Source organism: Enterobacter cloacae complex sp. 2024EL-00711 (assembly GCF_047529885.1).
In the GTDB taxonomy this organism is placed as follows: Bacteria; Pseudomonadota; Gammaproteobacteria; order Enterobacterales; family Enterobacteriaceae; genus Enterobacter; species Enterobacter ludwigii.
Genome location: NZ_JBLIZC010000001.1, coordinates 449,145 through 475,717, shown reverse-complemented (window position 1 = coordinate 475,717; position 26,573 = coordinate 449,145). Strand labels below are relative to the sequence as shown.

Annotated in this window: 24 protein-coding genes; 17 read left to right on the top strand and 7 right to left on the bottom strand. The window is 57.6% G+C overall.

The annotated features are described in order from the left end of the window. Positions 1-25: 25 nt before the first annotated feature. Positions 26-1,015: a 2-hydroxyacid dehydrogenase gene (locus tag ACMVME_RS02230; protein ID WP_014169916.1), complete on the bottom strand. Its 990-nt coding sequence runs from the start codon at positions 1,013-1,015 to the stop codon at positions 26-28. Positions 1,016-1,225: 210 nt separating this feature from the next. Between ACMVME_RS02230 and ACMVME_RS02225 the strand changes: the two genes are divergently transcribed. From ACMVME_RS02225 to ACMVME_RS02215, 3 genes are read left to right on the top strand one after another with little or no spacing between them, the layout of a single operon-like run. Continuing rightward, a complete protein-coding gene (locus tag ACMVME_RS02225; protein ID WP_068794586.1) occupies positions 1,226-3,865 on the top strand; it encodes a YdbH family protein in 2,640 nt (879 codons plus the stop codon). Beyond that, the gene (locus tag ACMVME_RS02220) at positions 3,862-4,053 is read left to right on the top strand and encodes a YnbE family lipoprotein (RefSeq protein ID WP_014169918.1); all 192 of its coding nucleotides are present in this window, start codon (positions 3,862-3,864) and stop codon (positions 4,051-4,053) included. Before ACMVME_RS02225 ends, ACMVME_RS02220 begins: the two co-directional genes overlap by 4 nt. A gap of 7 nt (positions 4,054-4,060) precedes the next feature. Continuing rightward, positions 4,061-4,378 (top strand): YdbL family protein, encoded by a 318-nt coding sequence (locus ACMVME_RS02215; protein WP_014169919.1) that lies wholly within the window; start codon positions 4,061-4,063, stop codon positions 4,376-4,378. Here ACMVME_RS02215 and feaR read toward each other — a convergent pair whose 3' ends face one another. Further along, complete coding sequence (gene feaR, locus ACMVME_RS02210; protein ID WP_014169920.1) at positions 4,379-5,287, bottom strand: transcriptional regulator FeaR; 909 nt, start codon at positions 5,285-5,287, stop codon at positions 4,379-4,381. A 241-nt stretch (positions 5,288-5,528) separates the two neighbouring features. Between feaR and ACMVME_RS02205 the strand changes: the two genes are divergently transcribed. Continuing rightward, positions 5,529-7,028: an aldehyde dehydrogenase family protein gene (locus ACMVME_RS02205; RefSeq protein WP_014169921.1), complete on the top strand. Its 1,500-nt coding sequence runs from the start codon at positions 5,529-5,531 to the stop codon at positions 7,026-7,028. A 41-nt stretch (positions 7,029-7,069) separates the two neighbouring features. Here the strand turns inward: ACMVME_RS02205 and ACMVME_RS02200 are convergent, their stop codons facing one another. From ACMVME_RS02200 to paaZ, 3 genes are all read right to left on the bottom strand, one after another. Next, positions 7,070-8,176: a GGDEF domain-containing protein gene (locus ACMVME_RS02200; protein ID WP_193162037.1), complete on the bottom strand. Its 1,107-nt coding sequence runs from the start codon at positions 8,174-8,176 to the stop codon at positions 7,070-7,072. A 261-nt stretch (positions 8,177-8,437) separates the two neighbouring features. After that, complete coding sequence (tynA, locus tag ACMVME_RS02195; protein ID WP_251859099.1) at positions 8,438-10,714, bottom strand: primary-amine oxidase; 2,277 nt, start codon at positions 10,712-10,714, stop codon at positions 8,438-8,440. A 165-nt stretch (positions 10,715-10,879) separates the two neighbouring features. Continuing rightward, positions 10,880-12,919, bottom strand: a complete 2,040-nt coding sequence (gene paaZ, locus ACMVME_RS02190) for a phenylacetic acid degradation bifunctional protein PaaZ (RefSeq protein ID WP_251859100.1) — start codon at positions 12,917-12,919, stop codon at positions 10,880-10,882. A 284-nt stretch (positions 12,920-13,203) separates the two neighbouring features. On the opposite strand from paaZ, the gene paaA reads away from it, so the two are divergent. The 13 genes from paaA (at position 13,204) to paaY (ending at position 24,390) form a co-directional block, all read left to right on the top strand. Continuing rightward, positions 13,204-14,133, top strand: coding sequence for a 1,2-phenylacetyl-CoA epoxidase subunit PaaA (paaA, locus tag ACMVME_RS02185; RefSeq protein ID WP_014169925.1), 930 nt, complete (start codon positions 13,204-13,206; stop codon positions 14,131-14,133). 11 nt (positions 14,134-14,144) lie between these two features. After that, positions 14,145-14,432, top strand: coding sequence for a 1,2-phenylacetyl-CoA epoxidase subunit PaaB (gene paaB / locus ACMVME_RS02180; RefSeq protein ID WP_003857353.1), 288 nt, complete (start codon positions 14,145-14,147; stop codon positions 14,430-14,432). Between the two features lie 8 nt (positions 14,433-14,440). After that, positions 14,441-15,187 carry a 1,2-phenylacetyl-CoA epoxidase subunit PaaC gene (gene paaC / locus ACMVME_RS02175; protein WP_025204284.1) on the top strand — a complete coding sequence of 249 codons (747 nt, stop codon included), beginning with the start codon at positions 14,441-14,443 and terminating at the stop codon, positions 15,185-15,187. Between the two features lie 14 nt (positions 15,188-15,201). Further along, on the top strand, positions 15,202-15,699 hold the full coding sequence (gene paaD / locus ACMVME_RS02170) for a 1,2-phenylacetyl-CoA epoxidase subunit PaaD (protein ID WP_020884244.1): 498 nt from the start codon (positions 15,202-15,204) through the stop codon (positions 15,697-15,699). Between the two features lie 7 nt (positions 15,700-15,706). Beyond that, positions 15,707-16,777, top strand: coding sequence for a 1,2-phenylacetyl-CoA epoxidase subunit PaaE (gene paaE / locus ACMVME_RS02165; RefSeq protein ID WP_193162040.1), 1,071 nt, complete (start codon positions 15,707-15,709; stop codon positions 16,775-16,777). After that, on the top strand, positions 16,774-17,541 hold the full coding sequence (gene paaF, locus ACMVME_RS02160; protein WP_193162042.1) for a 2,3-dehydroadipyl-CoA hydratase PaaF: 768 nt from the start codon (positions 16,774-16,776) through the stop codon (positions 17,539-17,541). Before paaE ends, paaF begins: the two co-directional genes overlap by 4 nt. Further along, positions 17,541-18,329 carry a 2-(1,2-epoxy-1,2-dihydrophenyl)acetyl-CoA isomerase PaaG gene (gene paaG / locus ACMVME_RS02155; protein ID WP_025204280.1) on the top strand — a complete coding sequence of 263 codons (789 nt, stop codon included), beginning with the start codon at positions 17,541-17,543 and terminating at the stop codon, positions 18,327-18,329. The genes paaF and paaG overlap by 1 nt, the downstream gene beginning before the upstream one ends. 1 nt (position 18,330) lies before the next feature. Beyond that, complete coding sequence (gene paaH, locus ACMVME_RS02150) at positions 18,331-19,758, top strand: 3-hydroxyacyl-CoA dehydrogenase PaaH (protein ID WP_251859101.1); 1,428 nt, start codon at positions 18,331-18,333, stop codon at positions 19,756-19,758. After that, a complete protein-coding gene (paaI, locus tag ACMVME_RS02145) occupies positions 19,748-20,170 on the top strand; it encodes a hydroxyphenylacetyl-CoA thioesterase PaaI (RefSeq protein ID WP_020884240.1) in 423 nt (140 codons plus the stop codon). Before paaH ends, paaI begins: the two co-directional genes overlap by 11 nt. Further along, positions 20,170-21,375, top strand: coding sequence for a 3-oxoadipyl-CoA thiolase (pcaF, locus tag ACMVME_RS02140; RefSeq protein WP_078774003.1), 1,206 nt, complete (start codon positions 20,170-20,172; stop codon positions 21,373-21,375). Before paaI ends, pcaF begins: the two co-directional genes overlap by 1 nt. A gap of 26 nt (positions 21,376-21,401) precedes the next feature. After that, entirely contained in the window at positions 21,402-22,718 is a 1,317-nt protein-coding gene (paaK, locus tag ACMVME_RS02135) for a phenylacetate--CoA ligase PaaK (RefSeq protein ID WP_078774004.1), read from the top strand. Positions 22,719-22,848: 130 nt separating this feature from the next. Next, complete coding sequence (paaX, locus tag ACMVME_RS02130; protein WP_014169935.1) at positions 22,849-23,784, top strand: phenylacetic acid degradation operon negative regulatory protein PaaX; 936 nt, start codon at positions 22,849-22,851, stop codon at positions 23,782-23,784. 9 nt (positions 23,785-23,793) lie between these two features. Then, entirely contained in the window at positions 23,794-24,390 is a 597-nt protein-coding gene (gene paaY / locus ACMVME_RS02125) for a phenylacetic acid degradation protein PaaY (RefSeq protein ID WP_020884237.1), read from the top strand. 93 nt (positions 24,391-24,483) lie between these two features. Here the strand turns inward: paaY and ACMVME_RS02120 are convergent, their stop codons facing one another. Both ACMVME_RS02120 and ACMVME_RS02115 read right to left on the bottom strand, forming a co-directional pair. Next, positions 24,484-25,422 (bottom strand): omptin family outer membrane protease, encoded by a 939-nt coding sequence (locus tag ACMVME_RS02120; RefSeq protein WP_414743347.1) that lies wholly within the window; start codon positions 25,420-25,422, stop codon positions 24,484-24,486. A 193-nt stretch (positions 25,423-25,615) separates the two neighbouring features. Continuing rightward, positions 25,616-26,521 carry a LysR family transcriptional regulator gene (locus ACMVME_RS02115; RefSeq protein WP_068794593.1) on the bottom strand — a complete coding sequence of 302 codons (906 nt, stop codon included), beginning with the start codon at positions 26,519-26,521 and terminating at the stop codon, positions 25,616-25,618. Positions 26,522-26,573 lie beyond the last annotated feature (52 nt).

The following is a 26,573-nucleotide window of genomic DNA, read 5'->3' as shown; positions in this document are numbered from 1 at the left end:
GCAGAGCCGCACCCGGCACATAGGTTTACACGATAGCGTTAGGGCACTCTTCACCCTTTTCCAGCTGCTGCAAGTTCCCCAGCGTGGTTTCTGAAATGCTGATCAGCGCTTCGGCAGTCAGAAACGCCTGGTGTCCGGTGAACAGGACGTTATGGCAGGCAGACAGACGGCGGAATACGTCGTCCTGGATCACGTCATTAGATTTGTCTTCAAAGAACAGATCGCGCTCATTCTCATACACGTCCATCCCCAGCGCGCCAATCTTCTGGGTCTTCAGCGCTTCAATAGCGGCCTGGGAATCAATCAACCCGCCGCGGCTGGTGTTGATGATCATCACGCCATCTTTCATCTGGTCAAACGCCGCCTGGTTGAGCAGGTGGTAGTTTTCCGGCGTCAGCGGACAGTGCAGGGAGATAACGTCAGACTGTGAAAACAGCGTCGGCAGGTCGACATATTCCACGCCCAGATCCAGCGCGGCAGCGCTTGGGTACGGATCAAACGCCAGCAGACGCATACCAAACCCTTTCAGAATGCGCAGGGCGGCGACGCCAATCTTACCGGTACCGATAACGCCCGCGGTTTTACCGTACATGGTAAAGCCGGTCAGTCCTTCCAGAGAGAAGTTGGCATCACGGGTACGCTGATAAGCACGGTGAATACGACGGTTCAGCGACATCATCATACCGATGGCATGTTCCGCGACCGCTTCCGGAGAATATGCCGGCACGCGGACCACCTTCAGCCCCAGCTCTTTTGCGGCATCAAGATCCACGTTGTTGAAGCCAGCGCAGCGCAGGGCGATATATTTCACGCCCTGTTTTTTCAACTCTTCCAGCACCGGACGGCTGCCATCATCATTCACAAAAATGCAAACGCCTTCACAGCCGTGCGCCGTTTTGGCGGTTTTTTCGGACAGCAGAAAGTCGAAAAATTCAAGCTCAAACCCGTAAGCCTCGTTAACATGTTGCAGATACTTTTTGTCGTACTGCTTTGTGCTATATACCGCGAGTTTCATAAGACTTTCTCCAGTGATTTTGCATTCACGTTAGCATGATTAAAATTATCTTACAATTTCTGAAATATTATTGAATTCAATAAGTTCTATCAATTATTTTAGAGCATCTATCCTTAAATTTGGCATTCTCTTCAACTGACTGGCTAAACATGCGACAATGATCGGCACTGTCGGCTTAATTCTTTCGCTAAATCAGGATATTAACTGCCCATGAGGGGTACATACAAAGCCGCAATTGCGCTCTTACTGCTGTTCATTCTGGTGCCGCTGACGCTGCTGATGACCCTTGCCCAGTGGGTACCAACCCTTGCCGGGATCTGGCTTCCTGTCGGGACACGCATCGCCTTTGAACAAAGTCCCAGACTCACGCGTCATGCCCTGATCATCCCCGATCTTCGCTATCTTGTGGATGACTGCGAAATTGCCCGAGTCGATAACGCGACCCTGTCGCACCCCAGCCGCTGGAAACTGGATGTCGGCGCGCTCGAACTGAACTCCGTTTGCCTCAATAAAATTCCCCAGTCCGCACCGTCCACGGTCGCGCCCAAAACGCTGGCGCAGTGGCAGGCGGTGTTACCGAATACCTGGCTTACTGTCCATCGTCTGACGCTCTCGCCCTGGCAGCAGTGGCAGGGAGAACTTCAGGCGTCGCTGACGCCCGCGCGTCAGGAGATTGCCTACAAAGGTGAGCAGGTTAGCATTAAAGGGATGCTCCGCCGTCAGACCCTCTCTGTTACCCAGTTCGATGTACAACTTCCCGACCAGCCACAGCCGATAAAACTGGTGGGACAATTCACCCTGCCGCTGGTGCCGGACGGCGTGCCGGTTAAAGGCCATGCGGTTGCGACCTTTAACGTGCCACAGTTAACCTCGCTGGTCGATGCCGATCTCGACTGGGAAGCCAATCAGGGGCAACTGGTGGTCATGGCGCGGGATAACCCCGATCCGCTGCTCGATCTGCCGTGGCAAATAACCGCGGAACAGCTGAATATCAGTGACGGACGCTGGAACTGGAACCTTTCCGGCATGCCGCTGAGCGGGCGCGTTGGCCTTCGTGTCGATAACTGGCAGGCGGGGCTTGAGAAAGCGACCCTGACCGGGCGTCTGAATGTGCTCACTCAAGGGGATGCGGGGAAGGGTAACGCGGTGCTGAATATCGGACCGGGCAGGCTCAGTATGGAACAAAGCGACATGCCGCTTCATCTGAGCGGCGAGGCGAAACATAACGACCTGGTGCTCTATGCCAGACTGCCGGCAAAACTGACCGGAAGCCTGTATGAACCGCAGCTCTCCTTTGAGCCGGGCGCGCTGCTGCGCTCACGTGGTCGCATTATCGATTCACTGGATATTGATGAAATTCGCTGGCCGCTGGCGGGCGTTAAGCTGACCCAAAAGGGGGTCGATGGACGCCTGCAGGCCATTTTGCGGGCGCACGAGAACGAGATGGGTGATTTTGAACTGCATCTGGATGGCCAGGCCAGTGACTTTTTACCCGACAACGGCTTGTGGCAGTGGCGCTACTGGGGCAAAGGGGGCTTCACCCCAATGAATGCGCGCTGGGATGTTGCCGGAAAAGGCGAATGGCGCGACAACCTTATTGAGCTGACCGCGCTTTCAACCGGTTTTGACCAGCTCAAGTACGGTGCCATGGAGGTCAGTAAACCCCGTCTGGTGCTGGATAACCCGGTGCGCTGGTATCGCGATCCTGACAAGCCGACGTTCAGCGGAGCGCTGTCGCTGAATGCCGGGCAAACCCGTTTCAGCGGCGGCAGTGTATTGCCGCCGTCGGTGCTGACCTTCAGCGTAGACGGAACAGACCCGACACTGTTCCAGTTCAAGGGCGATCTGCATGCCGATGCTATCGGTCCGGTACAGGTGAACGGACGCTGGGACGGGGAACGCCTTCGCGGGCAGGCCTGGTGGCCGAAACAATCGCTCACCGTGTTCCAGCCGTTGATCCCGCCAGACTGGAAAATGACGCTGCGTGACGGCGAACTGTATGCGCAGGTGGCCTTCTCGGCGGCCGCGGGTCAGGGCTTTGAGGCGGGCGGTCACGGCGTACTGAAAGCCGGTAGCGCCTGGATGCCAGACAACCAGATCAACGGCGTCGACTTTGTCCTGCCGTTCCGGTTTAGTGAGGGCACCTGGTCGCTGGGAACGCGCGGCCCGGTAACCTTGCGGATTGGCGAGGTGGTAAACCTGGTGACCGCGCGGAATATCACGGCGGACCTGCAGGGTGACTACCCCTGGAGTGAGGCGAACCCGCTTTTGCTCACCAATGTGAAGGTGGAAACCCTCGGCGGAAAAATCACCATGCAGCAGTTGAGGATGCCGCAACACGATCCGGCGCTGTTGCGGGTAGACAATATCTCCTCCAGCGAGCTGATCAGTGCCGTTAATCCGAAGCAGTTTGCGATGTCTGGCCCGGTGAGCGGGGCGCTGCCGTTCTGGCTGGACAATGAAAAATGGATCATCAAAGATGGCTGGCTGACCAACCCCGGCCCGATGACGCTGCGTATCGATAAAGACACGGCGGACGCCATCGTAAAAGATAATATGGTGGCGGGAGCCGCAATTAACTGGCTGCGCTATATGGAAATTTCTCGCTCGTGGACAAGAATCAATTTAGATAATCTGGGTGAATTAACCATGCAGGCGACCCTTAAGGGAACCAGCCGGGTAGAGGGTAAAAGCAGCTACGTTAATCTGAACTATACCCATGAAGAGAATGTCTTTACCCTCTGGCGTAGCCTGCGTTTTGGAGACAACCTGCAAACCTGGTTTGAGCAACACGCGGCAATACCTGGTATCCGCAGTTCGACTGGCAAGGAAAGTGAGGAACAACAATGAAAAAGATGGCTGGTGTGCTCACCGTTGCCGTTGCCGCGCTACTGACCGGCTGTACGCCGCGCATTGAAGTCGCCGCGCCGAAGGAGCCGATTACCATCAATATGAATGTCAAAATCGAACATGAGATCCACATTAAGGTCGATAAAGACGTTGAAACCCTGCTGAAATCACGCAGCGATCTGTTCTGAGGATGCCATGAAACGATTAGCTCTGATGTTACTGGCGCTCGGTATGAACGTGCAGGCGGCAACGCTGACCTTAAATGACGCCCGGACGCAGGGGCGCGTGGGGGAAACCCTGAGCGGTTATCTTGCGCCAATCAAACAGGATGCGGAAACCCTGGCGCTGGTCAATCGCATTAACGCCGCGCGTACGGAAAGCTATCAGAAGCTGGCTGACAGCAACAATCTGCCGGTGGATGAAGTGGCGAAAATGGCAGGGCAAAAGCTGGTTGCCCGCGCCCAGCCGGGCGAGTACGTGAAAGGCATCAACGGGAAATGGCTGAAGAAGTAGTTAGCGAAAGCGCTTACGATATTCGCCAGGCGAGACGCCAAAACGCTGCTTAAAGGCGGTTGAAAAATGGCTGTGGTCGGAAAAGCCCCAGCTGTAGCCAATGCCCGCCAGCTTTTCATCATCGCTGGCGGAGCGCAACACTTGTGCGCACAGGTCGAGACGGCGGTTTTTAATGTACTGGGCGACCACCAGCCCCTTATCAGCAAACATGCGGTAGAGGCTTCGCACCGACATCCCGCTCTGTGCGGCAATCCATTCTGGTCGCAGTGATTCAGACTGAATATGATCGTCAATCAATGACAGCACATTGCGGAACAGGCGTTCTTTACGTGGCTGAGCCACGTCGCGCTGCTGGAACGCGGGGCGAAGCAGACAGATCATCGCTTCCAGCGCCGCTTCACTCTCCCGGTCACTCAGATCGGCATTCCCCATACTTTCCATCAGCAGGTGGTGGCTTAACTGAACGGTGGGCAGCGTGCGCGAAAGGGTGAGCGCGCAGCTTACCTCCTGAAAACGACACTGTTGCTCAATAATCTGGCGCGGAACCAGCAGCGAAATCTGGCGGGATTTTTCATGCCAGGCAATGGAGCACGGGCGGGAAGCATCAAGCAGCGTGATATCGCCGGTCTTCAGCACCGCGCGGCGGTCGTCCTGTTCAATCTCCGCGCTGCCCTCCAGCTGAAATACGGTGTAGAACCAGGCATCGTTACTGTCGTTAATCTCATGGCGGGATCGGAACAGGTTAACGCCACCTGCGGTTACGGTGCTTAACTTCAGGCTACGGGCATAGCTGGTTTCCAGCTCGCCGACGAATTCCCCCTCCAGCGGACGCGCATTAAAACGCCCGCAGACCTGGTTAATTTGTGCCAGCCACTGTTGATACTGTTCCTCTTCGCTTGCACACGCCATCGCTTATCTCGCTGCACCGTCAATGTTTTTGCATTGTTGCATTTGTGTTGCATTTTGTCAGAGCTATGAGGCTGACTATAGGAAAGAACACTCACCGGTAACAGCGTTATAAGACGGAATTATCATGATTTGCGGAGCCTGTCACAGGTGGCAAAGCGAATGTCACAGAGACAAAAGCGAGAATCCAAAACCCCTCTTAGACTGCATTAACACCCTGCGAATAAAAACGAAGGAGTACCCTATGTCTGAATCTCAGGTAGCCGTTCAGCCTGCCGTACAGCAGTTTTTAGACCGACATCATGGCCTGTGGATTGAAGGGCGTCAGGCCGCGTCGGACAGTGAAAAGCGGCTCAATGTCTATAATCCGGCAACGGGCGACGTCATCGCCTCCACCGCCGATGCCAGCGTTGATGATGTCGACCGCGCCGTGATGTCCGGCTGGCGTGCGTTTGTTGCCCGTAGCTGGGCCGGAAAATTACCGGCAGAGCGTGAGCGTATCCTGCTGCATTTCGCCGATCTGGTTGAGCAGCACAGCGAAGAGCTGGCCCAGCTTGAGACGCTGGAGCAGGGGAAATCCATTCATATCTCCCGCGCCTTTGAAGTGGGCTGCACCCTGAACTGGATGCGCTATACCGCAGGGCTTACCACGAAAATTGCCGGTAAAACCCTCGACCTCTCCATCCCCTTACCGCAGGGGGCCCGCTATCAGGCGTGGACGCGCAAAGAGCCGGTTGGCGTGGTGGCCGGGATTGTGCCGTGGAACTTCCCGCTGATGATCGGAATGTGGAAAGTCATGCCTGCGCTGGCGGCGGGGTGTTCCATTGTCATTAAGCCTTCAGAAACCACGCCGCTCACCATGCTGCGCGTGGCGGAACTGGCAAGTGAAGCGGGCATCCCCGACGGGGTGTTTAATGTGGTCACGGGAAGCGGTGCGGTGTGCGGTGCCGCGCTGACCTCACATCCGCATATTGCCAAAGTGAGCTTTACTGGCTCAACGGCGACAGGCAAGCAAATTGCCCGCGCGGCGGCGGATACGCTCACGGGGGTGACGCTGGAGCTGGGGGGTAAAAACCCGGCTATCGTGCTGAAAGATGCTGACCCGGCCTGGGTAATTGAAGGTCTGATGACCGGCAGCTTCCTGAATCAGGGGCAGGTTTGTGCGGCGAGCTCCCGTATCTATATTGAAGCGCCGCTGTTTGACACGCTGGTCAGCGGGTTTGAACAGGCGGTGAAATCCCTGAGCGTCGGGCCGGGCATGTCGCCGGAGGCGTTCATCAACCCGCTGGTCTCGCGCGCGCACTGCGATAAAGTGCAGACCTTCCTCGACGAGGCAAAATCGCGCAATGCGGAGTTGATCACCGGTAACCGGGGGCCGGATGGCAAAGGTTATTACGTGTCGCCGACGCTGGTGGTGAACCCGGATGCCGCGCTGCGACTCACCCGCGAAGAAGTGTTCGGCCCGGTGGTCAACCTGGTGCGCGTCGCGGATGGCGAAGAAGCGCTGGCGCTGGCCAACGACACCGAATATGGGCTGACGGCCAGCGTCTGGACGCAAAATATCAGCAAGGCGCTGGAATACACCGACCGGCTGCAGGCGGGAACCGTCTGGGTGAACAGCCATACGCTGATCGACGCCAACCTGCCGTTTGGTGGCATGAAGCAGTCCGGCACCGGGCGCGATTTCGGCCCGGACTGGCTGGATGGCTGGTGTGAAACCAAATCGGTATGTGTGCGATATTAAAACAAAGCGTGTCGGGCTGGCGCAACGGCCACCCGACACGGCTATCGTGACCAGCGGTCCCGTCCGGCCGCTTTCGCCCGGTACAGCGCCTCATCGGCGCGGGCGATAATCTCCGTCCCCGCCAGACCCTCTGCCATTCCTGCAATGCCCATGCTTACGGTGACGCGATCGCTGATTTTTGAGGCATCGTGCGCTATTGCCTCCGCGCGCAGGCCGTCCTGAATACGCATGGCAACTTTTTCGGCTGTGTTTTCCGGGCAATCAAAGAGGATCACCACAAACTCTTCACCGCCGTAGCGAGACACGACATCGTCCGGTGTTCGCACCGACTGCCGGAGTACCTGCGCCACGCGGGTCAAACATTCGTCACCGGCCTGATGACCATAGGTGTCGTTGTAAAGTTTGAAATAATCTATATCCAGCATAATCAGCGAGAAGGCTTTTTTCTGCTCAACGGCATTCTCCAGTACCACTTCCATCTTGCGACGGTTGGCGGTCTGGGTTAACGGATCCTGATGCGCCAGCGCTTCCAGCCGCGAAATCAACAGTTGGTTTTGCTGGTTACGTCGCCAGGCTTCATCAAACCAGCTTATCAGGATGAAACGCCCGCAGAGCAAAATCAGCGTAAAGACGGTCCAGACGGCGGCAAAGTGAAGGTTGACACCATCATTGAGTACCCAGCTTGCGACCGGTAGCGTGACCCAGAGCGGGATCACGAAGGAGAGTAACCCATGGGGGTAAAAGTAGAGCGCCGTCAACCCGGCGAGTAACAGAATCGCGCACAGGGGCCAGACGTGAGGCAGCAACAGATCGGTGATAAACCAGAAACAGGATATCGACCAGATGACGCTACAGAAAAAGAGCACCACGCTGATGCCGGCAATACGTCGCCAGGCCATGATGATTAACGCAGCTGACAGAATAATAATGCCGAACATCGAGGCATCGATAAACTTCAGCAGAGGCAGCGACCGGAGGTAGAGGGGGTCGTCGGGCTTAAGCGAGACGTGGCGTAGCAGGATCATCACGGCGAAGCTGATGTTGACGAATGCCAGCCACGGCAGGTTCATCGCCAGCCCGTGCATAACCATCGCCTGACGCGTCGGCCAGGCAGCCCGCTCTGGCGTCGTTTTTTTTCTTTTTTCCATAAATGCTCTTTATCCTTTTCTGTGAGCAAGTGAGACAGGAACGGGCGGAGGAACCGTCCGTACATATCGCCGTTACGGTGTCACAATATTAAACCATAAGAGCTAACCCATACAGCCAAGTATGGCATCGCGTTGGGCGCTGTCACGACGGAACTTAAGACTAGCCAGCAGAAGGTGTTAAAGAATGGCTGGAGTAAGATAACGATAAGCAGGACGAGACAGTCAGCAAATAAAAAACCGGGCATTACGCCCGGTCTGTTTTTATTTCTGCGCGTCTTTTTTCCTGCCGAGTGTCGGCGTTTCGTCGAAGAAGTTCCACGGTTTGAGCAGGGTATGCACCCATTCCGTTGGCATGATTGGCCACTCTTCGGCACGGGCGACGTGGGTTGTGCCGGTGGTCATCCAGACGACGTCATCCTGATCGTTTAGCGACTCGTTATCTTTGCTGTATTTGCCAAGCCCCGTATCGTGGGTTGAGCGGTTTGGGAATTTGCCCTCCGGGTACATCTCATCCGGATGGTAACGCGTCACCCACAGCTGTTTATCCATAAAGCTCAGGCGGTGATAGATCCACTCGTCCGGGGCGAACTTCGCGCCGGTCGCCACCGGGTGCGTCCCCCCGGCGTAAGGGATTATCTGATACGAAATTGGGTTCCCCATGCGGTTCTCTTTGCTGGTGTTGCTCAGCAGACGAATGGTGCCCGGGTCAAATTTCTGCGCCGCCTGCTGCTCGGTATCAATAGCGTACTGATTGATCTGCATGGTGCTGGTTCGCGGGCCGCCAGCGGTGTTCGGTTTCACCTGTGGATCCATTGCCACCAGCGTGTTGTTGATGCCATCCACATCCATATCGAGACGGAAGTTATAGATGTGCTGGTGGGTGGTCCCGACGATGTTGTGATCAATTAATGTGCCGTATCGGGTATCGTCTTTGGCAGTAGGGTCATGCATCGTTTTCGCCTGTACGCCTTTCACCGCCTCAATCCCCGTTGCACCGGCATCAATCCCGATGGTGCCATTTTCGTGGAATACCCAGTCGAAAATATAGTCGTAGTTGCCAACGGTGCTCACCCAGCGAACCACCAGCTCGCGCCGCTCGGTACTGACGTTAGGCTGACCCATCTCCTGGTGTTTATATTCCGGTCCTGCGTAGCGTTCAAAAATGGCGATGGCGCGGGGGATCTCCATCGGCGCACCGGTATAATCGGCAATGGTTTCATTGATCATCACGGCGTTGGACGGCACGTCTTTGCCGCGCACCAGCGGAGAGGTCAGGGTGCCCATGCCGTAATCGCCGGAATCCAGATAGGCTTTGAAGTACCAGCCCACGTCAGGGTCACCGTAAGGGACGATCATCCCGCCCAGGGAGCCCTGATACATAATCTGGCGTTTTTTGCCGTTATCATTGTAGGTGACGGTCGAAATCATTGGGCCCACGCGGGAATCCAGACTCAGATGGAAATCCCAGTTCTGCCAGTGAATCATATCGCCGGTGATGGTGTAGTTTTTGCCTTCCGGCTCAATGATGTCGAGCGGCTTTTTCGGCGTGTTGATGCGGTCACGTCCATCATACGGACGCGGCGTCATCGGCACCGGCACAACGGCACCTTCTTCAATCTTCTGAATCTTCTTCTGCTCAAGGTCGACCACTGCCACCAGGTTCTCAATCGGGTGCGCCCAGTAGTTGCCGTCGCCCACGTCCAGATAGCTCACCACTTTCAGCAACCGGTCTTCCTGTTTCAGGCCATCTTTGCCGTCAAAATAGCCGACGGTCAGTGGCGTGGTGATCACTTTCTTCGTATCGGTAATGCCGCGCTTTTTCAGAACCTCGGCAAACTCTGCACTCTCGTTGATGATCTGCTGAACGGTCGCAAAATCATCCAGCAGCACCATGCCGTGGGCATCTTTAATGGCGTCCCAGCGCAGGATCTTTTTATCCTTCAGGTCCACCAGACTTTCAATAACGTGTTTCCCGTCCAGCATGGTGATGTTCGCCTGGCGGGGAGAGTCCACCGCCGTGCCGTTGAGCACAAAGTCCCACACTTTGGCTTTCTCGGGTTCGGCCAGGGCTATCTGGGTGAAGCGGGTGTTCGGTTTAAAATCCGCAGAGCCTCTCACAATCTCCACGGCTTGCTTAATTTCGTCAGCCGTTAGCGCGTTTAACGGGTGAGGGCGTTTTTCAACCTGGAAGGTCTGGTCGAGACCCGACTGGAAAACGTCGTTGATGAAGGTCTCGGAGATGAACGCTTTTTTGCCTTTCATGACCACCGGCACCTGCAGCGTGAGGGTTTTGCCGTTCACAATAGCGGTTTTCGCGCCGGGCTTGACCTTCACATATGCCCCGTCCTTCGCAAGGGTGAACATCTGTGCGTAATCATCCCACTGCACATCGGCGCCAAACGCCTGCAGCGTTTTGTCCATCGGGACCATATGCGCCTCACTGCCGTGTGCGAAAACAGGTGATTGCCAGGCGCAACACAGCGCAACGGCCATAGCCAGTGCCGTTCTACGGGCAGAAAAAGAAGAATTGCTTCCCATCGTAGACCTCATCTTGTTGTGTTTATTGTGTTGTGACAGCCTTATCCTGACAGGCGCCCGAGAAAAGCGTTTGCCTGCATCTGCCAGGTTATTTGTTGGTCTTGCCAGGTTAAAAAAAGACCGGGGCAATATCACACCCCGGTCAACGTGCGAGAGAGGAACGTGTCAGAAGTCGCCGTGCTGGCGCGCCACCAGCGTCAGGATGGAGTAGAGCGCGACCGCCTGCTGGTGCTGGTTAAAGATCTCAACGGCCCATTCGACCACGCCGGTTGGCTTCTCATCGGCGGTCCGTTGTTTCTTGAGCGTTTTACGCTTACAGGTGAGGCGCACCTGAATGGTATCGCCCGGCTTAACCGGTTCGATAAAGCGCAGGTTTTCCATGCCGTAGTTGGCAATCACCGGCCCAACGCCGGCATCAACAAACAGACCCGCCGCGGCAGAGATCAGGAAGTAACCGTGTACCACCCGTTCGCCAAAGATGGATTCTGCCGCGCCGATTTTGTCCATATGGGCGTAGAAGTGATCGCCGCTCAGGCAGGCAAAGTTAACGATATCGGCTTCCGTCAGGGTGCGGCGCGGGGTCAGCAGGCTGTCGCCCGGCTGCAGTTCTTCAAAGTATTTCCGGAACGGATGAACGCGATCTTCATGAACCGCAGCACCCCGTACCCACTGTTTGCCGATGGTGGCAAGCATGGTCGGGCTGCCCTGAATGGCGGTGCGCTGCAGATAGTGCTTCACCGCACGCAGTCCTCCCAGCTCTTCACCGCCACCTGCGCGGCCAGGACCGCCGTGCACCAGCTGCGGCAGCGGAGAGCCGTGTCCGGTGGACTCCCTGGCGGATTCGGCGTTAAGGATCTGAATTCGTCCGTGCGCCCGCGCCGCGCCGGCAATAAACTGGCGGGCGATAGCCGGGTCGGCGGTGACCAGCGTACCGGCCAGACTCCCGCCACCCGCCCGTGCCAGCTGCATCGCGTGGTCTGAATTGCGGGAGGGCATCAGCGTGGCGACCGGCCCGAAGGCTTCGGTGCAATGCACGGCGGGGGTTTCATCTGGCTGTGGGCAGAAAAGCAGCGTCGGCGGGAAGAATGCCCCCGCAGCCTGCAGATCCGCTTTTCCGCCGAGTCTGACCTGGCAACCCGCCGCAATCAACAGATCGACTTTCTCCTGCACGTCCGCGCGTTGCTCGCCGTTCACCAGCGCGCCCATCTTCACCCCGTCCTCTGCCGGGTTGCCGACAACCACGTTTTGCAGCCGCGCGATCAGCGCCTGGCTGACGGCATCCATCCGATCCTGAGGCACAATTATGCGGCGGATGGCGGTACATTTTTGCCCTGCCTTGGCTGTCATTTCGCGTACCACTTCGCGAATAAACAGCGCGAATTCTGGCTTTTCCGGCGTCACATCCTCACCCAAAACGCAGCAGTTGAGGGAGTCGGCTTCCATGGTAAAGGGAATGGAATTCGCCACGATATTCGGGTGAATGCGCAGGCTCTGGCCGGTGCTGGCGGAGCCGGTAAAGGTCACCACATCCTGGCTGTCGAGATGATTCAGCAGATCGCCCGCGCCGCCGCAGACAAGGCTGATAGCGCCGTCCGGCACCAGACCGCTCTCCACAATCGCTTTCACCATCGCCTGCGCGACCTGCGCGGTGGCGGTGGCGGGTTTGATAATGGCAGGCATCCCCGCAAGCCAGGTGGGCGCCAGTTTTTCCAGCATTCCCCAGCACGGGAAATTAAAGGCGTTGATATGGACCGCCACGCCCGATTTTGACGTCAGTACGTGACGCGCAGCAAAGCCGCCTTCCTTCGACAACGGGATCAGCTCATCTTCCGGCCAGAGTGTGTCATCAGGCAGCTCGCGGCTCCCGAGGCTGGCATAGGTGAACAGCGTCCCGATCCCACCCTCAATATCCACCCAGCTGTCCGCTCGGGTCGCCCCGGTCTGGGCAGACAGGGCATAGAACGTCTCTTTCTCACTAAGCAGATGTTTCGCCACCGCCTTCAGCATGGCGGCACGGTCGATAAAGGTCATGGCGCGCAGGGCTTCGCCGCCACGCGCGATCGCATAGCGACGTGCATCCGCCATGTCCAGCCCTTCGCTGGTCACGGACCACAGCGCTTCGCCACTGATGGCGTGATGGATAGTACGTTCGCGGCCCCGGCCAGACTGCCAGGCACCGGACAAGAAGCTGGCTAACTGCTGCATCGCTTATCTCCAAGTGTTACGTAATTTCACTATCAATAGTTTAATCATGAATCATAAAAAGCAAGCTGAGTTTTAATGAATTGTTAACATTGTGATCCAGCGTAATGAAGTGGAAGGCCGGAAGCCCTGTTGTGCAGGCCTTGTGCAAAAAGCCTTGCGAGCACCATCACAAAATGGGGAAACATTTCTTGGGTTTGTATTTAACCTTTGTGTAACTTTTAAGAAATGAAGTGATTCAGTATTTCACTTTAAGTGGTAAATAATCGAATCATAAAGGTGATGACGTGACGCAAGAACAACGCTTTGAGCAGCGCATAGCGCAGGAGACGGCGATTGAGCCTCAGGACTGGATGCCTGATGCCTATCGTAAGACGTTGATCCGCCAGATTGGTCAGCACGCGCACTCCGAAATTGTCGGCATGCTGCCGGAAGGAAACTGGATCACCCGCGCGCCGACGCTGCGCCGCAAAGCGATCCTGCTGGCGAAAGTGCAGGACGAAGCCGGGCACGGTTTGTACCTCTACAGCGCGGCCGAGACGCTGGGCTGCGCGCGGGAAGACATCTACCAGAAGATGCTCGACGGCAAGATGAAATACTCCTCCATCTTCAACTACCCGACCCTGAGCTGGGCGGATATCGGGGTGATCGGCTGGCTGGTGGACGGTGCGGCGATCGTCAACCAGGTGGCGCTGTGCCGTACCTCATATGGCCCCTATGCCCGCGCGATGGTGAAAATCTGTAAAGAAGAGAGTTTCCACCAGCGTCAGGGCTTTGAAGCCTGTATGGCGCTTGCGCAGGGGAGTGACGCCCAACGCCAGATGCTGCAGGACGCCATTAACCGCTTCTGGTGGCCCGCTCTGATGATGTTCGGCCCAAACGATGACAACTCGCCGAACAGCGCCCGCAGCCTCGCCTGGAAAATCAAACGCTTCGGCAATGACGAACTTCGCCAGCGCTTTGTCGACAACACGGTTCCGCAGGTAGAAATGCTGGGCATGACGGTCCCGGATCCTGACCTGCGTTTTGACGAAGAGAGCGGTCACTACCGCTTTGGCGAGATCGACTGGCACGAGTTTGATGAGGTCATTAACGGGCGCGGTATCTGCAACCACGAACGTCTGGCTGCCAAACGTAAAGCCTGGGAAGACGGGGCGTGGGTGCGTGAAGCCGCACTGGCGCACGCGGAAAAACAACACGCCCGCAAAGTGGCTTAAGAGGAAACACGATGAGCAATGTCTACTGGCCGCTGTACGAAGTGTTCGTACGCAGCAAACAAGGGTTGTCCCACCGTCATGTGGGAAGTCTTCATGCCGCCGACGATCGCATGGCGCTGGAAAATGCGCGTGATGCCTATACCCGTCGCAGTGAAGGCTGCTCTATCTGGGTGGTGAAGGCGAGCGAGATTGTCGCCTCTCAGCCGGAAGAGAGCGGCGAGTTCTTCGACCCGGCGGAAAGTAAGGTTTACCGCCATCCTACGTTTTACACCATCCCTGATGGCATCGAGCACATGTGAGGTCAGGGATGAAAACATTATCCGCATATGCCCTGCGTCTGGGCGACAACGGTCTGGTGCTCTCCCAGCGTCTGGGCGCCTGGTGTGGTCACGCGCCGGAGCTGGAAATCGATCTCGCGCTCGCCAACATCGGTCTCGACTTGCTGGGGCAGGCGCGCAATTTCCTGACCTATGCCGCAGAGCTGGAAGGTCAGGGCGATGAAGACACCCTGGCGTTTGGGCGTGATGAACGCCAGTTTCACAACGTGTTGCTGGTGGAACAGCCTAACGGCAGTTTCGCCGACACGCTCGCGCGCCAGTACTTTATGGATGCCTGGAACGTAGCCCTGTATGAACGCCTGACCCACAGCAGCGACAGCCAGCTTGCCGCCATCGCCGCGAAAGCCATTAAAGAGGCGCGCTACCACCTGCGCTTCAGTCGTGGCTGGCTGGTGCGTCTGGGTGACGGAACGGAAACATCTTCACAGCGTATGCAGCAGGCGGTCGACACCCTGTGGCGGTTTACGGCCGAGCTGTTTGAAGCCGATGACGTCGAGCTGGCGTTGATTGCCTCCGGCGTCGCGGTTGATCCGCGCGAGCTTCGTCAGCCGTGGGAGCAGGAAGTGTTTTCCGGTTTGCAGGAGGCCACCCTGAGCGTGCCGTCGGAAGTGGCGTATCGCACGGGGGGCAAGCGCGGGCTGCATACCGAACATCTCGGCCCAATGCTCGCAGAAATGCAGTATCTCCAGCGCGCCCATCCGGGTCAGCAGTGGTAAGTACGGAGGTGAAGATGCAGCGTTTTGCCGGGATTGCACCCGCGGAGATCCCTCAAATCTGGTCGCTGTTAAGCCAGATCCCGGACCCGGAAGTGCCGGTGTTAACCATCACCGATTTAGGCATGGTGCGTAGCGTATCGGCGCAGGGCGAAGGCTGGGTCATTGGCTTTACGCCAACCTATTCAGGCTGCCCGGCGACGGAACATTTGCTTGGCGCGATTCGCGAGGCGATGACCGCACACGGCTTTACGCCAGTGCATATTGTGCTTCAGCTCGAACCGGCCTGGACCACCGACTGGATGACGGCGGATGCGCGTGAACGCCTGCGCGCATATGGCATCAGCCCACCGGTGGGCCACAGCTGCCACGCGCATGCCCCGGCCGAGGTGAGTTGCCCACGCTGTGCCAGCACACATACCTCGCTTATCAGTGAATTTGGTTCGACGGCCTGCAAAGCGCTTTATCGCTGCAACGACTGCCGTGAGCCTTTCGACTATTTCAAATGTATTTGAGGTTGCCATGACAACGTTTCATTCATTAACAGTGGCAAAAGTGGAACCCGAAACCCGCGACGCGGTGACCATCACTTTCGCGGTACCGCAGGCGTTGCAGGACGCCTATCGCTTTCGTCCCGGACAACACCTGACCCTGAAAGCGAAGCTGGGTGAGGATGAGCTGCGTCGCTGCTACTCTATCTGCCGCAGTACCGCGCCGGGTGAGATCAGCGTAGCGGTGAAAGCCATCGAGGGCGGACGTTTTTCCCGCTATGCCCGGGATGAGATCAAACAGGGCATGGTGCTGGAGGTCATGGTGCCGCAGGGCCAGTTTGGTTACCAGCCGCGCGCCGACCGGGAAGGGCACTATCTGGCCATTGCCGCGGGTTCAGGCATTACCCCAATGCTGGCCATCTTATCCGCCACGCTCGCCACCGAGCCGAACAGTCATTTCACCCTGATCTACGGCAATCGCAGCAGCCAGAGCATGATGTTTCGCGAGGCGCTTGCCGATCTGAAAGACAAATACCCGCAGCGTCTGCAGCTGGTCGCCATCTTCAGCCAGGAGGTGCTCGACAGCGATCTGCTGCATGGACGTATCGACGGTGAGAAGCTGCAGGCGCTGGCGAAAACCCTGATCAACTTCCGCCAGTACGATGAAGCTTTTATTTGTGGCCCGTCCGCCATGATGGACGACGCGGAAGCGGCGCTGAAAGCGCTGGGGATGCCAGAGAAATCGATTCACCTTGAGCGTTTTAATACGCCAGGCTCGACCGGCAAACGCACGGTCAGCGTGCAGGCTGAAGGGCAGAAAGTCACCGTGCGTCAGGACGGTCGTGACCGGGAAATTACCCTCACGGCAAACGATGAAAGCATTCTTGATGCCGCCCTGCGTCAGGGCACCGACCTGCCGTATGCCTGCAAGGGCGGCGTATGCGCGACCTGCAAATGCAAAGTGCTGCGTGGCAAAGTTGATATGGCGACGAACTACAGCCTTGAGCCAGACGAACTCGCGGCCGGGTATGTGCTGAGCTGTCAGTCGCTGCCGTTAACCGCTGACGTGATCGTCGATTTCGACTCCAGGGGGATGGCATGAGCGAACTGATGGTCACCCGTCATGGTCGTGTCCTGAAGCTGACGCTTAACCGTCCGGCGGCACGCAACGCGCTGAATAACGCCCTGTTAGAGCAGATTGCTGACGCGCTCGACGCCGCTGCGGCCGATCGCGATCTCTCCGTTTGCGTGATTTACGGCAACGCACGCTGCTTTGCTGCCGGCGCAGATCTCAACGAAATGGCGGAGAAAGACCTGCCTGCCACCCTGAACGATATCCGTCCCCAGCTGTGGGCCCGGATCAACGCCTTCAACAAACCCCTGATTGCCGCCGTCAACGGCTTCGCGCTGGGCGCGGGCTGCGAGCTTGCGCTGCTGTGCGACGTGGTGATTGCCGGGGATAACGCCCGTTTTGGTCTGCCGGAAATTACGCTCGGGATCATGCCCGGGGCGGGCGGTACACAGCGCCTGATTCGTAGCGTGGGCAAATCGCTGGCCAGCAAAATGGTGCTGACCGGGGAGAGCATTACCGCGCAGCAGGCGCAGCGCGCCGGGCTGGTCAGCGATGTGTTCCCGGCTTCATTGACGCTGGAATATGCCCTGAAACAGGCGGCGCTGATGGCACGACACTCACCGCTGGCGCTCCAGGCGGCGAAGCAGGCGCTGCGCCAGTCTCAGGAGGTTTCCCTGCAGGCCGGACTGGTCCAGGAGCGACAGCTGTTTACGCTGCTTTCAGCGACCGAAGACCGGCGAGAAGGCATCGACGCATTCTTACAGAAACGTACCCCCGACTTTAAAGGACGCTAATCGTGGAATTTATTCTCAGTCATGTAGAACAAGGCGTGATGACCCTGACGCTGAACCGTCCGGAGCGTCTGAACAGCTTTAACGACGTGATGCATCAGCAACTCGCTGAGTGCCTGAAGCAGGCCGAGCGCGATGACACCATCCGCTGTCTGCTTATTACCGGGGCGGGGCGCGGCTTCTGCGCGGGTCAGGATCTTAATGACCGCAACGTCGACCCTAACGGTCCGGCGCCGGATCTGGGAATGTCCGTGGAGACGTTCTACAACCCGCTGGTTCGCCGTCTTGCGACGTTGCCGAAACCGGTGATTTGCGCGGTCAACGGCGTGGCCGCCGGGGCCGGGGCCACGCTGGCACTGGGGTGTGACATGGTCATTGCCGCCCGTTCTGCCACCTTTGTGATGGCCTTCAGCAAGCTCGGATTAGTGCCGGACTGCGGGGGAACATGGTTCCTGCCGCGCGTCGCCGGGCGCGCCCGCGCAATGGGGCTGGCGTTACTCGGAGACAAACTCAGCGCCGAACAGGCACACGCCTGGGGGATGATCTGGCAGGTGGTGGATGACGAACACCTCTCCGCCACGGCCCAGCAGATGGCGCTGCACTTTGCTTCTCAGCCCACCTTTGGTCTGGGGCTGATTAAGCAGGCGATTAACGCGGCAGAGACCAACACCCTCGACGCCCAGCTTGACCTGGAGCGCGATTATCAACGTCTGGCCGGTCGCAGCGACGACTACCGGGAAGGGGTCAGCGCCTTCCTTGCCAAACGCGCACCGACATTCACGGGGAAATAAGATGGCGATCACGGTTCGTACTGTCGCCGTCATTGGAAGCGGCACGATGGGCGCGGGAATTGCGGAAGTCGCGGCGAGTCATGGGCATCAGGTTCTGATGTATGACATTGCCTCAGACGCGATTTCGCGCGCGATTGACGGGATCCGCCAGCGTCTCGCCTCCCGGGTGACTCGCGGAAAACTTTCCGCCGATGCTGGCAGCCAGATTCTTGCCAGGCTGTTGCCGGTAACGGATATCGAAGCGCTCGCCGCGGCAGATCTGGTGATTGAAGCCGCGTCTGAGCGTATCGACGTCAAAAAAGCGCTGTTTGCGCAACTGGCTCAGATTTGCCCGCCGCAGACCTTGCTGACCAGCAATACCTCCTCCATTTCTGTTACGGCGATTGCGGCGGATGTTCACCATCCGGAGCGCGTCGCGGGGCTGCATTTCTTTAATCCTGCACCGGTCATGAAGCTGGTCGAGGTGGTGAGCGGGCTGGCGACATCGCCCGAAGTGGCCGATGCGCTGTGCGAGCTGGCGCTGAACTGGGGGAAACAGCCCGTCCGCTGCCAGTCAACGCCAGGGTTCATCGTCAACCGCGTTGCGCGTCCGTTCTATTCTGAAGCCTGGCGCGCCCTGGAAGAGCAGGTCGCCGCGCCAGAAGTGATTGATGCCGCGCTGCGCGACGGCGGCGGTTTCCCGATGGGACCGCTGGAGTTGACCGACATGATTGGTCAGGACGTCAACTTTGCGGTGACCTGTTCCGTGTTCAATGCCTTCTGGCAGGAACGTCGTTTCCTGCCGTCGCTGGTGCAGCAGGAACTGGTGCTGGCGGGGCGGCTGGGCAAAAAAAGCGGGAAGGGCGTTTACGACTGGCACGGTGAGATACCGGCTGTGCCGTGGCTTGATGCAGTAAACGACAGCTTTACCCCCCTGCGTGTGCAGCGAAGAGGTGACGGTGTCACGGAAATAGATGAGCTCCTGTTGATTGAAACCCAGGGGGAGACCGCTCAGGCGCTGGCCCGGCGTTTTCACTGTCCGGTCGTGGTGATTGACCGCATTGAACGCGACGTGGCGGTGATCGCAGCCGCATCGGATAACCCGCATACCGCCACGCAAAAAGCCGTCTGGTACCTGCAACAGCAGGGACACCGGGTACTGCGCATTGCCGATTACCCCGGTCTGCTGGTCTGGCGGACGGTGGCGATGATCGCCAACGAAGCGCTGGATGCGCTGCAAAAAGGGGTGGCCAGCGAGAAGGATATCGACACCGCCATGCGCCTCGGCGTGAATTACCCGAACGGGCCCATTGCCTGGGGTGAGCGTCTGGGCTGGCAACGGCTGTTAACGCTGCTGGAGAATTTGCAACGCCATTACGGCGAAGAACGCTATCGCCCTTGTTCACTGCTGCGCCAGCGTGCGCTTCTGGAGAGTAGCTATGAGTCATAACGCCTGGCATAACGCCCGCACTATGTATGAACAGGACGCCTGCGCCCAGGCGCTGGGGATCGACATCATCGACATGGACGATGGCTACGCGGTAGTGACGATGACCATCACCCCGCAGATGCTCAACGGCCACAAAACCTGCCACGGAGGACAGCTGTTTTCACTGGCCGATACCGCTTTTGCCTACGCCTGCAACAGCCAGGGGCTGGCGGCAGTGGCGTCAGGCTGTTCAATCGATTTTCTGCGCCCGGGGTTTGCCGGCGACACGCTGACCGCCACCGCGCGGGTTAAGCATCAGGGCAAACTGACCGGCGTGTATGACATTGAAATTCAGAACCAACAACAGAAAACCGTTGCCCTGTTTCGCGGAAAATCTCACCGCATCGGCGGCAGTGTGACAGGAGAAGCCTGATGCGTGACGCTTTTATTTGTGATGGCGTTCGAACCCCGGTGGGGCGCTATGGCGGGGCGCTGGCCAGCGTTCGCGCCGACGATCTCGGCGCGGTGCCGCTGCGTGCGCTGCTGGCCCGTTATCCGCAGCTCGACCTCGAGCGGATTGATGATGTGATCTTCGGCTGCGCCAACCAGGCGGGGGAAGATAACCGCAACGTGGCGCGTATGTCGCTGCTGCTGGCCGGACTGCCTCAGACGGTCTCGGGCACCACGCTGAACCGCCTGTGCGGTTCGGGTCTGGACGCGATTGGCTTTGCCGCACGGGCGATCAGGGCGGGTGATGGCGACATGCTGCTTGCAGGCGGCGTCGAGTCAATGTCCCGGGCGCCGTTTGTGATGGGTAAAGCCACGGCGGCGTTCCAGCGTCAGGCGGAGATTTTCGACACCACCCTCGGCTGGCGATTTGTGAATCCGCTCATGCATCAGCAATTCGGAACTGACAGCATGCCGGAAACGGCAGAGAATGTAGCTGAATTGTTAAATGTCAGCCGGGCCGATCAGGATGCTTTCGCGCTGCGCAGCCAGCAGCGTACTGCTCAGGCGCAGCAGAACGGCATTCTGGCGCAGGAGATTGTGCCGGTGCAGGTGCCCGGCAAAAAAGGAACGGTTACGGAAGTTTCGGTAGATGAGCATCCCCGTGCTGATACCACGCTTGAACAACTTGCCGCGCTGAAAACACCGTTTCGCAGGAACGGTGTCGTGACGGCGGGTAACGCCTCCGGTGTAAACGATGGCGCTGCGGCGTTGATCATCGCCAGCGAGTCGATGGCGCACGCGCAAGGGCTTGTGCCGCGCACGCGGATCGTGGCGATGGCTACCGCTGGCGTGGAGCCACGTCTGATGGGCTTAGGACCGGTGCCAGCCACCCGCAAAGTGCTGGAACGTGCCGGGCTCAGCATCAACGATATGGACGTGATTGAGCTTAACGAAGCTTTCGCTTCTCAGGCGCTAGGCGTGTTACGTCAGCTGGGATTGCCGGATGACGCTGAACACGTTAACCCGAACGGAGGGGCCATTGCGTTGGGCCACCCGTTGGGCATGAGCGGTGCCAGACTGGCGTTGGCCGCGAGCAATGAATTGCATCGACGCAACGGGCGCTATGCGCTGTGTACGATGTGCATCGGTGTGGGTCAGGGCATTGCCATGATCCTTGAGCGTGTTTGAGCGAATAACAGTGTGAGTACCCTACAATGACAAATACAACAAAGCTTGATCCGATCGAAACGGCCTCCATTGACGAATTACAGGCGCTGCAAACCGAGCGTCTGAAATGGACGCTGCATCACGCCTATAACAACGTTCCGATGTACAAACGCAAGTTTGACGCCGCGGGCGTTCACCCTGACGATTTTAAAACGCTGGAAGACATCCGTAAGTTTCCGTGCACCACCAAGCAGGACCTGCGTGATAACTATCCGTTCGATACCTTTGCCGTACCGATGGAACAGGTGGTGCGTATTCACGCCTCTTCCGGCACCACCGGAAAGCCGACCGTCGTCGGTTATACCCAACATGACATCGACAACTGGGCTAATCTGGTGGCCCGTTCTCTGCGCGCCGCGGGCGGCAGTGCGAAAGACAAAATTCATGTGGCCTATGGATATGGCCTGTTTACCGGAGGGCTGGGCGCGCACTATGGCGCAGAGCGTTTAGGGGCGACTGTTATCCCGATGTCCGGCGGCCAGACGGAGAAACAGGCGCAACTGATCCGCGATTTCCAGCCGGACATGATCATGGTGACGCCATCCTACTGCCTCAATCTGATCGAAGAGCTGGAGCGCCAGATGGGAGGCGATGCCAGCGCCTGCTCCCTGCGTGTGGGGGTGTTTGGCGCAGAGCCGTGGACGCAGGCCATGCGCCGCGAAATCGAGAAACGTCTGGGGATCACCGCGCTGGATATCTATGGGCTTTCCGAGGTCATGGGGCCAGGCGTGGCGATGGAGTGTATCGAAACCGCCGACGGTCCGACCATCTGGGAAGACCATTTCTATCCGGAGATCGTCAACCCGAACGACGGCACGTCGCTTAATGATGGCGAGCAGGGCGAACTGCTGTTCACCACGCTGACCAAGGAGGCGCTGCCGGTGATTCGTTATCGCACCCGCGACCTGACGCGCCTGCTTCCTGGGACCGCACGCACCATGCGTCGTATGGACAGGATCAGCGGTCGCAGTGACGATATGCTCATCATCCGCGGCGTCAACGTCTTCCCGTCCCAGCTGGAAGAGGAGATCGTGAAGTTCGAACACCTCTCCCCGCACTATCAGCTGGAGGTCAACCGCCGCGGCCATCTTGATTCACTTTCCGTGAAGGTGGAGCTCAAAGAGAGCAGTCTGACCCTGACCCACGAGCAGCGCTGCCAGGTGTGCCATCAGCTGCGCCATCGGATTAAATCGATGGTCGGGATCTCCACCGACGTGATGATTGTCAACTGCGGCAGTATCCCGCGCTCAGAGGGCAAAGCCTGTCGGGTGTTTGATTTGCGTAAAGTTGCGGCTAACGGTTGAGTTTCCCTCACCCCCTCATCCTAACCTTCTCCCCGGAGGGGAGAAGGGACGTTGTCCCCCTCTCACTTTGGGAGAGGGCCGGGGTGAGGGGAATATGCTATGATTCATCCAGACCAAAAATAACAACAGAATGAATCACATGAATAAACTCGATGCCTTTATCCAGCACGCGGTTAGCTCGGTTCCCGTTAGCGGAACGTCGCTTATCTCCTCATTATACGGTGACGCGCTTTCACATCGCGGCGGCGAGATTTGGCTTGGCAGCCTCGCCGCCTTACTGGAAGGCATGGGGTTTGGCGAGCGCTTTGTGCGCACTGCGCTGTTTCGTCTTAACAAAGAGGGCTGGCTGGATGTGTCGCGCATCGGACGACGCAGCTTTTACCGGCTGAGCGACAAAGGGCTGCGTTTGACCCGCCGCGCGGAGAGTAAAATCTACCGTGCTGAACTCCCCGCGTGGGACGGCAAGTGGCTGTTGCTGCTCTCGGAAGGCCTGGATAAAACCACCCTTGCTGACGTCAAAAAGCAGCTGATTTGGCAGGGTTTTGGCACCCTGGCTCCCAGCCTGATGGCCTCCCCGTCGCAGCATCTGGCGGATGTGCAGTCGCTTTTACACGACGCAGGCGTGGCGGAAAACGTCATCTTCTTCGAGGCCCATTCGCCGCTGGCGCTGTCCCGCGCGGCGCTGCGTGCCCGGGTCGAGGAGTGCTGGCAGTTGACCGAACAGAACGCGATGTACGAGACGTTTATCCACTCGTTCCGTCCTCTTCTGCCGCTGCTGAAAGAGGCCGCGCCGGACGAATTAACGCCGGAACGCTGCTTCCAGATCCAGCTGTTGCTGATCCATTTTTACCGTCGCGTGGTGCTGAAAGACCCGCTGTTGCCGGAGGAGTTATTGCCTGCACACTGGGCCGGACAAAGTGCGCGACAGCTGTGCATTAATATTTATCAGCGTGTGGCACCGGGGGCGCTGGCGTTTGTCAGCGAGAAAGGTGAAACCTCCGTCGGCGAACTGCCTGTGCCCGGCACGCTCTACTATCAACGCTTTGGTGGTCTTACTATCGTATAAGGAGTGGAGATGCCCGTTTATCAAATTGACGGTCTGACGCCGGTGGTGCCTGATGAGAGCTACGTTCACCCGACGGCGGTGCTCATCGGCGACGTGATCCTGGGCAAAGGCGTGTATGTTGGCCCGAATGCCAGCCTGCGCGGCGATTTTGGCCGGATTGTGGTGAAAGACGGCGCGAACATTCAGGATAACTGCGTCATGCACGGTTTCCCGGAGCAGGACACGGTGGTGGAAGAGGACGGCCATATCGGCCACAGCGCGATTCTGCACGGCTGTATTATCCGACGTAACGCTCTGGTAGGGATGAACGCAGTGGTTATGGACGGCGCGGTGATTGGCGAAAACAGCATTGTCGGCGCGGCGGCCTTTGTGAAAGCGAAAGCGGAGATGCCCGCCAACCACCTGATCATTGGCAGTCCGGCAAAAGCGATACGTGTGCTGAGTGAGCAGGAAATTGCCTGGAAGAAGCAGGGCACGCGTGAGTATCAGGTGCTGGTGGATCGCTGCAAGCTGACCCTGCATCAGGTCGAACCCCTGCGCGAAGTGGAGCCCGGTCGAAAACGTCTGGAGTTTGACGAGGATCTGCGACCAAAATCGGCGTCATGAAGGGGCGCACCTGCTGATGTCAAAGCAGCGCATCGAAAAAGGCCCCGTCAGGGGCCTGTGAATGTTTACGCTGGCCTGATGCGTTGCGCGAAATCAGAACCGGTATTGCAGACCGGCGGTAACGGTATAGTTTTTGTTGGAAATGCCCGCCGCATCACCGCCAATTGACCCGGATTCGCCCGTGTTTGTATCAATAATCTGCGTGCCGCCTTTGCCCTCTTTGTAATGGCTATACGCGAACTCGGCAAAAACTTTGGCGTGTGGCGTGACGTAATATCCTGCATCCACTGACGCACCATAATAGCGAGAGTCTGAGGTTTTCTCGCGGAAGGTCAGGTCGCGCATATAGTGCTCGTCGTTATCATGAGCGCGCACCCAGTCACTGAATTTAAACAGGCCATTAAATTCGAAATTATTAATACGATACTGCCCCACAAGCCCAATATAAGGCATTGAGAAGCGCTGGCTATAACCAATACCGCGTTCGCCCGCCGGGAAATTCCCCGTGTTGGTACCGTTATCATAATTATAAGAGCCACCGGTGGCCGTCCAGCTAAAACGGGTTTCCTGATAACCGGCAGTCACGCCCGCTTTATAGCTTTCGCCCTGCAATATCCAGCCTTTTACATTGAGATCGTATTCATTGGCATAATTGACGTTAGTTGCCGGATGCGTCGAATGATCTGTCCAGCTGGATTGTCTTTCGTTCATCCAGTCATAGTCATCCATATGACCCGAGCCGGATGCCAGCGAGGTCCAGCCGCGTGCGTTCAGGGTCAGGAAAGGGTACGCATCCCAGGAAATATCGCCTTTCAGGATAGCGACGTTTTTAATTTTCCAGTCCAGCTGGCTGATTTTTCTGCCTGTGACGTCGTCATACACCATTTCATGGGATTTCCCGCTGAGCATCCCGCCCGAGGCTGAAACGGTGACGCTGTCAGGTGAGAAATTCGGCGTAAATTGCGTTTCCCCTGCGTATACTGTGCCTGAAAAGGCGGCCATCATCGTCAGTAAAAGCGTATTTCTTGTCATTTTTATGTCCCTAATTAAAATTTAATAAATACCTTGCAATTAAATTTTAAAAGCCACACAAATAACAATCAACTGCCAGTTTTAGTCATTATTCGCATTTGCGTTGTGTATTCCTTTCACAAGAAACGTCCCTCACCGAGATAATATTGCCGTCCCGCCTCCGACAATTAGCGTGAATATCTTTAGCAGGATATTAATCAAAGTACGGTTTTAAAATGACTTCCGTCCAGTGCATAAAAGCTCTGACACGCTGCGATAAATTACGCCGATGGGCGACCACAAAAGCGGCATTAAGCGGTTCAGGAGGCAAATGGGGAAGCACTTCAACCAGCGCGCCGCGCTGGATATGGGGCGCCAGCGCGGAATACCCGCCCTGAATTAAGCCCAGACCCGCCAGCCCGGCTTCATGATAGGCCGGTACGCTGTTGACCCGCGCGGCGCCGGGTAACATCACGGACCGGTAGCCATCACCGTCCGGGTACTGCCAGCCATCAGGCCTGGCACCAAAATTTCGCATGTAATGCACCATACGGTGTCCCTGACGAAGCAGGTCGTCAATCGTCTCGGGCACCCCGACGCGCTCCAGGTAGCGTGGGCTGGCGGCGTTAATCATCCGTAGCTGACCGAGCGGTCGGGCAATGAGGGTCTCATCAACAATGGGCCCAAAACGAATCACGCAGTCAAAGCCTTCCTGAACCAGATCGACTCGCCGGTCTGTGCTTGAAAGTTCTATTTCAAGTTCAGGATGCGCGTCCAGCAGTTGTGGCAGGGCGGGAATCACTACGCTTTGGGCCAACACTGCTGGCATATCGACGCGTAAACGTCCCCGCAGTGACATGCCGCCAGGCGCGAACATGGACTGCAGATCTTCTGCATCTGCTAACAAATCCCGGGCGCGGGAATAAAAAGCCCGACCGTCTTCGGTCAGCTGTACCGCGCGGGTAGTCCGGTGCAACAGCGTCGTCCCGAGGTCATGCTCAAGCTCACGTACGACCGTTGAAACGCGGCCTTTCTTAATGCCCAGGCTCTCCGCCGCCTGAGTAAAGCTCTGCATTTCTGCGACGCGTGCAAAAATAGTCAGTGCATGCAGGTTTTTCATTGTTCACCTTCCGGGTAACAGTGCGTTATTTTTTGGGTGGTTTATTCCCTTA